Source organism: Pseudomonas sp. SWRI50 (assembly GCF_014269095.1).
Taxonomy (GTDB): domain Bacteria; phylum Pseudomonadota; class Gammaproteobacteria; order Pseudomonadales; family Pseudomonadaceae; genus Aquipseudomonas; species Aquipseudomonas kermanshahensis.
This window is the reverse complement of sequence record NZ_JABWRW010000035.1, coordinates 1-13305: the sequence shown is the minus strand read 5'-3', so window position 1 is coordinate 13305 and position 13305 is coordinate 1. Positions and strand designations below refer to the sequence as shown.

The 13305-nt window shown below is 61.0% G+C and carries 12 protein-coding genes and 1 other RNA gene; 8 read left to right on the top strand and 5 right to left on the bottom strand.

Going from position 1 to position 13305, the window contains the following annotated elements; translation table 11 throughout:
- Positions 1–186: 186 nt before the first annotated feature.
- Positions 187–591 (bottom strand): ferric iron uptake transcriptional regulator, encoded by a 405-nt coding sequence (fur, locus tag HU750_RS25190; RefSeq protein ID WP_027595042.1) that lies wholly within the window; start codon positions 589–591, stop codon positions 187–189.
- Between the two features lie 97 nt (positions 592–688).
- Between fur and bamE the strand changes: the two genes are divergently transcribed.
- Positions 689–1222 carry an outer membrane protein assembly factor BamE domain-containing protein gene (gene bamE, locus HU750_RS25185; protein WP_027595043.1) on the top strand — a complete coding sequence of 178 codons (534 nt, stop codon included), beginning with the start codon at positions 689–691 and terminating at the stop codon, positions 1220–1222.
- Positions 1223–1279: 57 nt separating this feature from the next.
- Here the strand turns inward: bamE and HU750_RS25180 are convergent, their stop codons facing one another.
- The gene (locus HU750_RS25180) at positions 1280–1714 is read right to left on the bottom strand and encodes a type II toxin-antitoxin system RatA family toxin (RefSeq protein WP_085274241.1); all 435 of its coding nucleotides are present in this window, start codon (positions 1712–1714) and stop codon (positions 1280–1282) included.
- 163 nt (positions 1715–1877) lie between these two features.
- Between HU750_RS25180 and smpB the strand changes: the two genes are divergently transcribed.
- On the top strand, positions 1878–2360 hold the full coding sequence (gene smpB, locus HU750_RS25175; RefSeq protein ID WP_012312633.1) for an SsrA-binding protein SmpB: 483 nt from the start codon (positions 1878–1880) through the stop codon (positions 2358–2360).
- Positions 2361–2367: 7 nt separating this feature from the next.
- Here smpB and HU750_RS25170 read toward each other — a convergent pair whose 3' ends face one another.
- Positions 2368–3108: an FCD domain-containing protein gene (locus HU750_RS25170; RefSeq protein WP_186683015.1), complete on the bottom strand. Its 741-nt coding sequence runs from the start codon at positions 3106–3108 to the stop codon at positions 2368–2370.
- Between the two features lie 254 nt (positions 3109–3362).
- On the opposite strand from HU750_RS25170, the gene HU750_RS25165 reads away from it, so the two are divergent.
- The 3 genes from HU750_RS25165 (at position 3363) to HU750_RS25155 (ending at position 9130) form a co-directional block, all read left to right on the top strand.
- Positions 3363–5033 carry a lactate permease LctP family transporter gene (locus tag HU750_RS25165; protein ID WP_027595046.1) on the top strand — a complete coding sequence of 557 codons (1671 nt, stop codon included), beginning with the start codon at positions 3363–3365 and terminating at the stop codon, positions 5031–5033.
- Positions 5034–5096: 63 nt separating this feature from the next.
- Positions 5097–6242, top strand: a complete 1146-nt coding sequence (gene lldD / locus HU750_RS25160; RefSeq protein ID WP_027595047.1) for an FMN-dependent L-lactate dehydrogenase LldD — start codon at positions 5097–5099, stop codon at positions 6240–6242.
- 77 nt (positions 6243–6319) lie between these two features.
- Positions 6320–9130, top strand: a complete 2811-nt coding sequence (locus HU750_RS25155; RefSeq protein ID WP_186683013.1) for an FAD-binding and (Fe-S)-binding domain-containing protein — start codon at positions 6320–6322, stop codon at positions 9128–9130.
- Between the two features lie 426 nt (positions 9131–9556).
- On the opposite strand, the gene HU750_RS25150 is transcribed toward HU750_RS25155, so the two are convergent.
- A complete protein-coding gene (locus HU750_RS25150; protein WP_186683011.1) occupies positions 9557–9805 on the bottom strand; it encodes a hypothetical protein in 249 nt (82 codons plus the stop codon).
- A gap of 420 nt (positions 9806–10225) precedes the next feature.
- Here HU750_RS25150 and HU750_RS25145 point away from each other — a divergent pair, with 420 nt between their 5' ends.
- From HU750_RS25145 to HU750_RS25135, 3 genes are all read left to right on the top strand, one after another.
- Positions 10226–10510, top strand: a complete 285-nt coding sequence (locus tag HU750_RS25145) for a PA2433 domain-containing protein (protein WP_085274245.1) — start codon at positions 10226–10228, stop codon at positions 10508–10510.
- Positions 10511–10607: 97 nt separating this feature from the next.
- Positions 10608–10999: a transfer-messenger RNA gene (ssrA, locus tag HU750_RS25140) on the top strand.
- A gap of 184 nt (positions 11000–11183) precedes the next feature.
- Positions 11184–12440, top strand: a complete 1257-nt coding sequence (locus HU750_RS25135; protein WP_186683028.1) for an integrase domain-containing protein — start codon at positions 11184–11186, stop codon at positions 12438–12440.
- Between the two features lie 287 nt (positions 12441–12727).
- Here HU750_RS25135 and HU750_RS25130 read toward each other — a convergent pair whose 3' ends face one another.
- Entirely contained in the window at positions 12728–13177 is a 450-nt protein-coding gene (locus HU750_RS25130) for an HNH endonuclease (RefSeq protein ID WP_202883860.1), read from the bottom strand.
- Positions 13178–13305: the final 128 nt, after the last annotated feature.

Genomic DNA, 13305 nt, shown 5'->3' with positions numbered 1-13305 from the left:
CATTACCTGCTTAATAACTGGCCTACGCTTACCTGTAGGAGCAGCCTTGTGCTGCGAAGAGGCCGGTGAAAACACAGTAGGACTGTGCCGCTGCCACCGGCCTCTTCGCAGCACAAGGCTGCTCCTACCCCAAAAGCACAAAGGCGACCCGAAGGTCGCCTTTGCTATTTATAACGATCGAAATCGTTACTTTTTCTTACGCACATAGAGGACCAGGTTGTGGTCCACCAGCTCGTAGCCATGCTCGGCCACGATCTCGCGCTGACGCCGCTCGATTTCAGCATCCATGAACTCGATGACTTCACCGTTCTCCACGTTGACCATGTGGTCGTGGTGACCGCCATCCGCCAGTTCGAAGACCGCATGACCGCCGTCGAAGTTGTGGCGAACCACCAGACCCGCCGCTTCGAACTGGGTCAGTACGCGGTAGACGGTGGCCAGGCCGACGTCCTCACCAGCCTCCATCAAGGCCTTGTAGACATCCTCGGCACTCATGTGACGCTGCTCGGTAGAGTCGAGCATCTGAAGGATCTTTACTCGAGGCAGGGTAACCTTGAGACCGGCTTTGCGTAATTCGCTATTTTCAACCATGGTCAGCTTTCTCGCCGATGCTGCTTCGCAGCTTCTCTTAATACGGGTATGATCGGGGTTTACGTTGTCCAGCCAAGATAGTGGAAGTCGCCCACCGATGCAAAACACCAAGCTCTTGCTAACCAGCCTCACCCTAGTGGGACTGCTCGCACTCGCCGGTTGCTCGTTTCCCGGGGTTTACAAAATCGACATCCAGCAGGGCAATGTCGTCACGCAGGACATGATAGACCAATTACGCCCGGGAATGACCCGACGGCAAGTAAGGTTTATCATGGGCAACCCCCTGATTCAGGACACGTTCAACACCAACCGTTGGGACTACCTGTACAGCCTGCAGCCTGGTGGTGGAAAACGCCAGCAAGAGCGCATGAGCATTTTCTTCAACGAAAGCGACCAGTTGGTCAGCCTGTCTGGCGACTTCATGCCAGGTGTGAGCCGCGACCAGGAAATCCTTGGTGGCAGCAGCGACACCACGGTCAGCCCGGCGACCCAGCCAGAGCAGGCCACGCCGCAGCCTGAAGAGAAACCGGCCAAACCCGGTTCGGTGGAAGAATCCATCCAGCGCGAGATCGACACCATCGAGACCACTCCGGTCCCGACGCCGGCACCGCTGGAAACCTCCCCGCAGTAAGCGCGGCGGTCATAAAAAAGCCCGGGCCTTGGCCCGGGCTTTTTTGTGCGCCACTACTCAGCTATTGAGCTGCTTGGCGCGCTGGCAGAAGGCATCTACCAAGGTGTTGGCGGCCTGATTGAACAGCGGCCCCAACGTCGCCCGCACCAACGGCCCGGCATAATCGAAGGACAAGTCCAGGCTGATCTTGCAGGCCTTCTCGCCCAGCGGCTTGAACACCCACACACCGTGCAGCTGGGAGAACGGCCCCTCTTCCAGGTTCATTTCGATGGACTGCCCAGGCACCAGCACATTGTGCGTGACGAAATGCTGGCTCATGCCACCTTTGGCAACCTCCAGCTTGGCGCGCATGTGCGTATCACTGGCTTCGATGACCGTCGATGCCGAGCACCACGGCAGAAATTGCGGATAGCTGGCCACGTCATTGACCAGATCGTAAAGCGCCTGGGCGGGATACGGCAGCAGGGCGGAGCGTTGAATATGGGTAGTCATCCAGGCGTCACTTCCAAGGCTGGGTGGCGGCGCTTCGCAGCGTGCCAAAAGCAGGTTCTGTACCTACGACAGGGCCTGTATTGTCCGGTATTCATTGCGGTGGCTCAAGCACACCGAAATCCCATAGCCGACCACGCATCGAGTTGCCTATAATGCCGCCCCTATGGCTAAACAAAAGAAACATCCGACCGGGACCATCGCGCAAAACAAGAAAGCGCGACACGATTACTTCATCGAACACAAGTTCGAGGCCGGGCTGGTCCTGTCCGGTTGGGAAGTAAAGAGCCTGCGGGCCGGCAAGGCGCACCTGACCGACAGCTACGTGCTGCTCAAGGATGGCGAAGCCTGGCTGTTCGGCAGCCACATCACCCCGCTGACCACGGCCAGCACCCACGTCATCGCCGACCCTATCCGCTCACGCAAGCTGCTGCTGAACAAGCGCGAGCTCGAGCGGGTGGAAGCGGCCGTGGCGCAGAAAGGCTACACCTGTGTGGCCTTGGCGCTGTACTGGAGCAAGCACCTGATCAAGTGCGAGATCGCGCTTGGCAAGGGCAAGAAGGAATTCGACAAGCGCGACACCGTGCGCGAACGCGATTCCAACCGCGAGCTGCAGCGTGCCGTGCGTAACAAGGGCAAGGAAGACTAGATCTTCTTTAGCCTGTTCCGGCCTCTTCGTGCGCCTCCTCCAGCACCTCCTGCACATACAAAATGTGCCGGCTGGAAACCTCCCGAGCATCCTCCGCCCTGCCCTCGACAATCGCCAGGTACAGCTCCCGGTGCTGACTGATCAGCATGTCCCGCGTTTCAGTCCGCTGCTGGTACATGCCACCGATATTGGTCACCACGTTCCGCTTTAGCAGGTCGAACAAACCGCGGATGGTATGCAGCAAGACCGCGTTATGGCTGGCCTCGGCTATCGCCAGGTGGAAGCGCGCGTCAGCGGCGCCCTCCTCTGCCCGGGTCACTTCGTCAACGCGGGTGTAGCAGTCCTGCAGCGTGTCAAAAGCCTCTTTCAGCCGTGCACGGTCAGGCTCGGTGGCGCGCTGGGCCGCGTAATACGCGCAGGACGCCTCGAGGGTATGGCGAAATTCGAGCAGGTCGCGCTGCGCTTCAGGGCTGTGCTCAAGCAGCTGCAACAGCGGGTCGCTGAACGTCGACCCCAGCGATTCAGCAACAAAGTTGCCACCGCCCTGGCGGCTGATCAGCAGCCCCTTGGCCACCAGCTTCTGAATCGCCTCACGCAGTGACGGGCGCGACACACCGAACTGTTCGGCCAGAACGCGCTCAGCCGGCAAGCGCTGGCCCGAGGTCAGCGTGCCTTCGAGAATCATCCCTTCCAACCGATCGACGATGTCGTCGGACAGGCGCCGTTGGCGGACCTGATCAAAAACCATCACATGCTCTCCACAAACCCCCGGCAAATTTCAGGGGGCCCTATTCTCGCCGATCCGCGCCGCGCACACACCCATCACCCTGGGTTTTTCCAAGGCCATCAGACGCCCGCTCATCGGCACGCGACCAAAGTTTTGTGTCGGACAAATTGACACACCCACGACAGCGCTTTTAACCTAGCGCCCAGACATTGTAAATTGGTCTTACCAATTATCCAATGCCAGTGCTGACCAACAACAATTAGGGGCCACCCCATATGCAAACCTGGCAACAACTCTATAGCCCGCTTGGTAGTCTTGGCCTGTCCGCGCTGGCGGCGGTCATCCCTATCGTGTTCTTCTTCCTCGCCCTCGCCGTGTTCCGCCTCAAAGGCCACGTCGCCGGCAGCATCACCCTCGCGCTGTCGATCCTGGTGGCGATCTTCGCCTTCCAGATGCCTGTCGACATGGCCTTCGCCGCCGCGGGTTATGGCTTCCTCTACGGCCTCTGGCCGATTGCCTGGATCATCGTTGCCGCGGTGTTCCTGTACAAACTCACGGTCAAGAGCGGCCAGTTCGAAGTGATCCGCAGCTCGGTGCTGTCGATCACCGACGACCAGCGCCTGCAAGTGCTGCTGATCGGTTTCTGCTTCGGTGCCTTCCTCGAAGGCGCGGCCGGCTTCGGCGCCCCGGTGGCTATCACTGCCGCACTGCTGGTGGGCCTGGGCTTCAACCCGCTGTACGCCGCCGGCCTGTGCCTGATCGCCAACACCGCGCCGGTCGCCTTCGGCGCGCTGGGCATCCCGATCATCGTGGCCGGCCAGGTCACCGGCATCGACGCCTTCCACATTGGCGCCATGACCGGCCGCCAACTGCCGCTGCTGTCGCTGTTCGTGCCGTTCTGGCTGGTGTTCATGATGGACGGCCTGCGCGGCGTGAAAGAAACCTGGCCCGCCGCCCTCGTCGCCGGCCTGAGCTTCGCGGTTACCCAGTACTTCACCTCGAACTTCATCGGCCCAGAGCTGCCGGACATCACCTCGGCCCTGGCCAGCCTGATCTGCCTGACCCTGTTCCTCAAAGTCTGGCAGCCCAAGCGCTCGTTCGCACAAGCCAAGGGCAGCGTCGGCGCCGCCGTCGTGCAATCCGGCGGCAGCCAGCCAAGCCCTTACAGCTTCGGCGAGATCTTCAAGGCCTGGTCGCCGTTCCTGATCCTCACCGTGCTGGTCACCATCTGGACTTTGAAGCCATTCAAGGCCGCATTCGCGCCAGGCGGTGCGATGTACAACTTCGTGTTCAACTTCGCCATCCCGCACCTTGACCAACTGGTGATCAAGACCGCGCCGATCGTTGCCGCGCCGACCGCCATGCCAGCGGTGTTCAAGCTCGACCCGATCTCCGCCACCGGCACCGCGATCTTCCTCTCGGCGCTGATCTCCATGGCGGTGCTCAAGATCAACTTCAAAACTGGTCTGACCACTTTCAAAGAGACGTTCTGGGAACTGCGCTGGCCGATCCTGTCGATCGGCATGGTGCTGGCCTTCGCCTTCGTCACCAACTACTCGGGCATGTCCTCGACCATGGCCCTGGTCCTGGCCGGCACCGGCGCCGCGTTCCCGTTCTTCTCGCCGTTCCTCGGCTGGCTGGGCGTGTTCCTGACAGGCTCGGACACCTCGTCCAACGCCCTGTTCAGCTCGCTGCAAGCCACCACCGCACACCAGATCGGGGTAAACGACACCCTGCTGGTGGCCGCCAACACCAGCGGCGGCGTGACCGGCAAGATGATCTCGCCACAGTCCATCGCCGTGGCCTGCGCCGCCACCGGCCTGGTGGGCAAGGAATCCGACCTGTTCCGCTTCACCGTCAAGCACAGCCTGTTCTTCGCCACCATCGTGGGCCTGATCACCCTGATCCAGGCTTACTGGCTGACCGGCATGCTGGTTCATCACTAAAGTGAAAGGGGCCGGGCGCCACGCTGCGCCCGGCAATCCCCTCAAGCAACGCTGCGAGAATCCATGATCATTTCCGCCTCTACCGACTATCGCGCCGCGGCCCAACGCAAGCTGCCCCCCTTCCTCTTCCACTACGCCGACGGCGGCGCTTACGCCGAGCACACGTTGCGCCACAACGTCTCGGACCTGGCTAGCATCGCCTTACGCCAGCGCGTGTTGAAGAACATGTCCGAGCTCAGCCTGGAAACCCAGCTGTTCGACGAAACCCTGAGCATGCCCGTGGCCCTAGCCCCGGTCGGCCTGACCGGCATGTACGCCCGCCGTGGCGAAGTCCAGGCCGCACGCGCCGCCGCGGCCCACGGCATCCCGTTCACCATGTCCACGGTGTCGGTGTGCCCGATCGAGGAAGTCGCCCCAGCCATCAACCGGCCGATGTGGTTCCAGCTGTACGTGCTCAAGGACCGCGGCTTCATGCGCAATGCGCTGGAGCGGGCCAAGGCGGCCGGGGTCAAGACCCTGGTGTTCACCGTCGATATGCCCGTACCCGGCGCCCGCTACCGCGACGCCCACTCCGGCATGAGCGGCAAAAACGGGCCGATGCGCCGCGTGCTGCAAGCCATGACCCACCCTGAATGGGCGTGGGACGTCGGCGTGATGGGCCGCCCGCACGACCTCGGCAACATCTCCAAATACCGTGGCAACCCCACGGGCCTGGCCGACTACATCGGCTGGCTGGGCAACAACTTCGACCCGTCGATCTCCTGGAAAGACCTGGAGTGGATCCGCGACTTCTGGGAAGGCCCGATGATCATCAAGGGCATCCTGGATGCCGACGATGCCCGCGACGCGGTCAAGTTCGGTGCTGACGGCATCGTCGTGTCCAACCACGGCGGCCGCCAGCTCGACGGCGTGTTGTCCAGCGCCCGCGCCCTGCCGGCGATTGCCGACGCGGTGAAAGGCGACCTGAAGATTCTCGCCGACTCCGGCATCCGCAGCGGCCTCGACGTGGTGCGCATGATCGCCATGGGCGCCGACACCGTGCTGATCGGCCGCGCCTTCCTCTGGGCCCTCGCCGTGCATGGCGAAGCCGGGGTGAAGAACCTGCTCGAACTGTTCGAGAAGGAAATGCGCGTGGCCATGGTGCTGACCGGTGCCAAGTCGATCAGCGAAATCACCCGCGACTCGCTGGTCCGCGAACTGGGCGCCTGAACGCGCCCCCACGAAACACCGCCTGATTGACCGGGGCATGCGGCGCACCAGACGCCGTGGCCCCGCGAGGAGATTGCATGAGCCTGCCCGCTGCGTTCCTGCGTGATGTCGAGCGCCTGATACCTGCCGAACGCCGTTTCGATGACCCGACCTCCACCCTGGCCTTTGGCACCGATGCCAGCTTCTATCGGCTGATCCCCAAGCTGGTGGTGCGCGTCGAGTCTGAAGACGAAGTGGTCGGCCTGCTGCAGCTGGCCCAGCGCGAGCGCGTGCCGGTGACCTTCCGCGCCGCCGGCACCAGCCTGTCTGGGCAGGCCATCAGCGACTCGGTACTGATTGTGCTCGGCGACAATTGGAACGGCCGCGAGATCCGCGGCCAGGGCGAGCAGATCCGCCTGCAGCCCGGCGTCATCGGCGCCCAGGCCAACGCCTGGCTGGCCCCCTATGGCCGCAAGATTGGCCCAGACCCCGCCTCGATCAACGCCTGCAAAATCGGCGGCATCGTCGCCAACAACGCCAGCGGCATGTGCTGCGGCACTGCGCAAAATACCTATCACACCCTCGCGGGCCTGCGCTTGGTACTGGCCGACGGCACCCGCCTGGACAGCGAAGACCCGGCCAGCGTCGCGGCCTTCGAGCACAGCCATGCCGACCTGCTGGAAGCCCTGGCCCGCCTGGGCCGCGAAACCCGCGCCAACACCGAACTGGCAGACCGCATCCGCCACAAGTACCGGCTGAAGAACACCACCGGCCTGTCGCTCAATGCGCTGGTGGACTACGACCAGCCACTCGATATCCTGCAGCACTTGCTGGTTGGGTCTGAAGGCACGCTGGGCTTCATCAGTGCCGTCACCTACGACACCGTGCCTGACCACCCGCACAAGGCCAGCGCCTTGCTGGTGTTCCCCAGCGTCGAGAGCTGCTGCCGCGCGGTAACCGTGCTCAAGCGCCAGCCCGTTTCCGCCGTCGAACTGCTCGACCGCCGCAGCCTGCGCTCGGTGCAAAACATGCCCGGCATGCCCCTGTGGGTAAAAGGCCTGTCAGACAATGCCTGCGCGCTGCTGATCGAATCCCGCGCCGCCAGCCAGACGCTGCTGCACGAACAACTGCACCACGTAATGGCATCGATTGCCGACTACCCCCTGGAGCAAAAGGTCGAGTTCAGCGAAGACCCAGCGGTGTACAACCAGCTGTGGAAAATCCGCAAAGACACCTTCCCCGCCGTCGGCGCCGTGCGCCAGACCGGCACCACAGTGATCATCGAAGACGTCACCTTCCCCGTCGAGCAACTGGCCGAGGGCGTCAACCGCCTGATTCAGCTGTTCGACAAGCACCACTATGACGAGGCGATCATTTTCGGCCATGCCCTTGAGGGCAACCTGCACTTCGTCTTCACCCAGGGCTTCAACAGCGCCGAAGAAGTCGCGCGTTACCAAGCCTTCATGGACGACGTCGCACAGCTGGTGGCCGTGGAGTTCGGTGGCTCGCTGAAGGCCGAGCACGGCACCGGGCGCAACATGGCGCCGTTCGTGGAACTGGAGTGGGGCCATGACGCCTACCAGTTGATGTGGGCACTCAAACGCCTGCTCGACCCCAACGGCATCCTCAACCCCGACGTAGTGTTGAGCATCGATCCAGACATCCACCTGAAAAACCTCAAGCCCCTGCCGGCTGCCGACGAAATCGTCGACAAGTGCATCGAGTGCGGCTTCTGCGAGCCCGTGTGCCCCTCCAAAGGCCTGACCCTCAGCCCACGCCAGCGCATCGTCATGTGGCGTGATATCCAGGCCAAGAAACGCGCCGGCCTCGATACCCGTGAACTGCTCAAAACCTACCAATACCAAGGCCTCGACACCTGCGCCGCCACCGGCTTGTGCGCCCAGCGCTGCCCAGTCGGCATCAACACCGGCGAGCTGGTGAAGAAGCTGCGCAGCCAGGCCGCCGAGCACGAAAAAACCGCCGACTGGCTGGCCGACCATTTCCACACGGCCTTGAGTGGCGCCCGCCTCACCCTCACCGCCGCCAACACCGCCCGCAAGCTGCTCGGCGCCCCACGCCTAAGCCGCCTGACCGCATCGCTGAGCAACGCCAGCAACGGCCGGCTGCCCCAATGGACGCCCGCCATGCCCCAGCCGCTGCGCGCCATCGACTTCGGCCCAGCGAGCAACGACGCCCGCCCCCGCGTCGTGTACCTGGCCGCCTGCGTCTCGCGCGTGATGGGCCCCGCCTATGCCGACCGCGAGCAAAGCTCGCTGCTGGACAAAACCCGCACCCTGCTGGAAAAAGCCGGTTACCAAGTCGTGTTCCCCGACAATGCCGACAGCCTCTGCTGCGGCCAACCGTTCGCCTCCAAAGGTTACCCAGAGCAGGCCGAGCACAAGCGCCAGGAACTGATCAACGCCCTGCTGCACGCCAGCCGCGGCGGCCTCGACCCGATCTACTGCGACACAAGCCCGTGCACCCTGCGCCTGGTGCAAGACCTGGGCGACACCCGCCTGGACCTGTACGACCCCGTGCGCTTCATCCGCACCCACCTGCTGGACAAACTGGAGTTCACCCCCCAGGACGAGCCGGTGGCCGTGCACGTGACCTGCAGCACCCAGCACCTGGGCGAAAGCCAAGCGCTGATCGACCTGGCGCGGCGTTGCAGCAACCAGGTGGTGATCCCGGAAGGTATTCACTGCTGCGGGTTTGCCGGTGATAAAGGCTTCACCACGCCGGAGCTCAATGCCCACGCGCTGCGCAGCCTGAAGGATGCGGTGCAGTATTGCAGCGAAGGCATTTCCACCAGCCGCACCTGCGAAATCGGGTTGTCGAGCCACAGCGGCATCGACTACCACGGCCTGGTGTACCTGGTAGACCGCGTCACCCGCCCGCGTGTTATCTGATGCCTAGCATCGGCTAGGGGTGGTGTGTGGTGTGTTCGCCAAGGCGTTTTCAGCGCCTATGAGATCGAGCGCCGCCCGCGCGGCGCATCGCGAGCAACGCTCGCTCCTACGTTTGTTTCGGGCCAATTATTCCTGGGGCATATGCGCGCGACCGCCTTTGGCGCATGGCGCGATATCGCGTCGAACAAACGAGGCGATCGCGCGCGCAGGCACAGGCGTGACTGGCCCGAAACAGACGTAGGAGCGAGCGTTGCTCGCGATGCGCCGCGCGGGCGGCGCTCGATCGCACAGGCGCCAAAAATGCCCTGCTCACCCACTCCTACCTCAGAGCTAACACTGCCCTCGAAAGCTGCACACCCCCCCTGTAGGAGCTGGCTTGCCTGCGATGGGTCGCGCAGCGACCCCACTGGCCTCAACTGACTAACATCACGGCTCGCGCGCCAACACCAGCTCCGCCAACGCCCTACTCATCTGCACGTTATGCACCGAATTCACCAGCATGCCGATCCCCGGCTCACCGGCATTGCCGCAAATGTATTCGTCCAACGTGTCTTCAATCCCGCGCATCAGCTGAATGGCGTACAGCAACGCCTCCGGTGAAGGGACCTTGTTGTCGATGGTATAGAACGGACGTGGCGACATTTGGCTGGGTGGATCTGGAACGAGTTTCTTCATGGTGATTTCTCCGAGCTCATATGCGGAGCCGTCACCCTCTTTCCTCTCACAGACAGAAGGCGGCAGCCGAACGCGGGGTGAGAGACCGGCGAACATCGGGATTCCGGCCAGGCCGAAGCCTGCCCACGAACGGCTGCCATAACAAAGGCACGATGTAATCGCCGGGCTCTCACACCCGATCGCCAAACCTCAGCGACCCAGGGAAACTAGCCCCAACGCCCATCATCGACAACAGAGAAACCGCTGCAGCGCCAGTAGGATAATTCCCAAACCCATCCACCACGAAGCATTTAGTTTCAAGTTCAGAATCCCCCTACAGCCGCATCATATCGCCCTGCCAGCATCCCGATTGAACCCACGCCAAATCTGCGCAGTCCACTTAACAGGCCCACCTTCCAGAGGCCTTAGAAGGAGACACCCATGAAAGGTACCGCGCTATCGGCCCTGTTCGCGGCCGCCACCTTGTTGGCATCGCCGGTGTTTGCCGCCGACGACCTCTGCACCACTAACCTGCAAAAGATCGATGACAGCATGGCCACCGCCGGCGCCACCTCCGAAGGCCTGGACAAAGCCCTGACCGAGCACGTCGACAAAGCCAAGGCCGCGCAGGCCTCGGGCGACACCAAAGAATGCATCGCCATCACCAGCAAAGTGCTGGAGCGCCTGGAAAAAACTGAAAAAGGCAGCGGCGGCAGCGGATCGTGACCCCTGGTGCGGGCGACCGGACCAGTTGTCGACGTCGCCCGCGCAATGGCGTATACTCGCCTCACGTGCCGTAAGGTGCGTTAGCTAGAGCTAGTGTGGGGCCGATTAGGATTCGACGCCGGTAGCGAAACTCTAGGTGCATGCCGAGTTGGTAACAGAACTCGTAAATCCACTGTTGCAACTTTCTATAGTTGCCAATGACGAAAACTACGAGGGTTACGCTCTCGCTGCGTAAGCAGCTGAGCCCGCTCTCCTGGTAGCTTCGGCTCCAGCAATCATCAGGGGATGCCTGTAAACCCGAAATGATTGTCATACAGAACAGGATCGTCGTGTAGCACGTTGGGGGCAAAGCGACTAAAACTTACCCAACTCATCCAAAGCACCCTGCCCGTCGGGCGGCTGCGGATTAAATCAGTAGACACGGCTAAGCATGTAGTACCGACAGCGGAGTACTGGCGGACGGGGGTTCAAATCCCCCCGGCTCCACCACATTTACATCTAAAGACGTCCACGGACGTCTTTTTTTGTGCCTGAAAGCCAGAGAATACGCGACTTTCAAGGCCATCGGCGTCCACGGACGTCCATGAGCAGCTACACCTTTTGGCATTCCAGATGGCATTCCAAGCCCGTAGGTGCTAATTTTTGGAATGCCAAAATCAAGTCTGGAATGCCAATGTGCGCACAAGCTACCCGCCTCTCTGAACTCAAAGTCAAATCTGCCAAGCCTGCTGAAAAGGACTATGTCCTATTTGATGGCGGCGGACTTCAAATGCGAGTGAGAAGCAATGGCTCTAAGCTATGGAACTTCAACTACCGACACCCTGTGACGAAGAAGCGGATCAACATGGGACTGGGAACCTTCCCCGAAGTCTCGTTGGCGCAAGCACGCAAGGGTTCCGTTGAAGCGAGGGAAGCACTTGCCCACGGCATCGACCCTAAAGAGAAACGGGATGCTGTGCTGCAAGCTAAACAAGCTGCGACTGAGCACACACTCCAGAACGTGGCGACGTCCTGGTATGAACTGAAGAAGGATGCTGTGACGCCGGCCTACGCTGAGGACATCTGGCGCTCGCTAACATTGCACATATTCCCGGACTTGGGCTCCACACCGATCTCAGCCATCAGCGCACCGCAAGTCATCAATCTGCTCCGACCACTCGAAACCAAGGGCAGCCTTGAAACCGTGAAGCGGCTGACGCAGCGGCTCAACGAGATCATGACCTACGGGGTCAACTCGGGACTGATTCACGCGAACCCGCTCAGCGGAATCCGCTCCGTCTTCAAGAAACCGAAAAAGAAAAACATGGCGGCTCTACCCCCCGATGAGCTGAAAGAGCTCATGGTGTCAATCGCCAATGCCAGCATAAAAAGAACAACCCGCTGCCTGATCGAGTGGCAGCTCCACACCATGACCCGGCCAGTCGAGGCAGCAACCACCCGCTGGGCAGATATCGACATCGAGAAGAAGATCTGGACGATTCCTGCGGAGCGCATGAAGAAGCGCCGCGCGCACATTGTCCCGCTCACGGAGCAGGCTCTCGCGCTCCTGGAAGCGATCAAGCCCTACAGTGGACATCGGGAGTATGTGTTCCCCGCAGACCGAAACCCTCGTACCCACTGCAACAGCCAAACCGCCAATATGGCACTGAAACGCATGGGTTTCGAAGGGCGCCTGGTAAGCCATGGGATGCGCTCTATGGCGAGCACCATCCTCAACGAGCACGGCTGGGATCCTGAATTGATCGAGGTTGCGCTTGCCCACGTCGATAAAGACGAGGTACGTAGCGCGTACAATCGAGCAGATTACATAGAACGCAGACGCCCCATGATGGCGTGGTGGAGCGACCACATCCAGGAAGCTGCTACAGGCAACCTGTCGGTGTCAGCTATAAGAGAAAATCAAGATAGAAAAGTCATCTCGATACGTTGACCCAACATCAGTGCCTGCGAAATTGCGCTTCACTTGACCACCCGTTTGCATTCGACCCGACCAACGATTTCATCGGGTTTGACTGTTGACCTTAATTGAAAGTTGACCCACCGGGGCGGTTCAGTTTTCGGTCAGCGTCAACAGGTTTGACCAACACGCGTTGTAACCATGATCGAAAGAGAACGACCAAAAGCGGACTGTTCCGCGCTGGCTTAGAAGGCGTTAATTGGGGCTGAGGGTATCTACGAAACTAGAGGCGATTCAAACCGTTGCGGGTTAGTATCCATCTAAATTTTGAGAATCGCTCTACGGTGAGCAGCAAGGTGATCCGGGTGGGGTCTGCTTGATGCATCGCTGGGCATACGCAGTGGTTTCCCGGAAAGAATGGCGTATTCACTGCCGTGCAATCGGTTTGATATCTGAATCAGAAAATGCTCGTCGACCCAAAGTAGCCCCTTGTCGAACAGGGTGTGGATGTCAGCCCGTAGCAGCAGCCCATTATCTACACGATTCGTCTCCGGGCCTCGATAGGGCTTGATATGTGCGGCCTCCAAGATCTGAACAACTGCACAGTCAGTCATCGCACATTTCTCACCGTATGCCTTCAGCAGGTCGTCCTTGAAATCCCCCTGGCCCTCACGTACCACCACGGCGCGGAGCTCTCTAACCCTTGCATCTTCGTCTGATTCGATGGGAGCTACTGGGTCATCGGCCACAAGGCGCCGGGCTTCGGCCAATGCCAACTCGACTTCACTCTGAATCGCCCCTGGTTTACTAGACACTCTCCAAGCTCAGAAAATAGCGTTTCTCATACTCTACTGGCGACAGCTGCATAGCACTGCTGTGTCGACGCTTGGGGTTATAG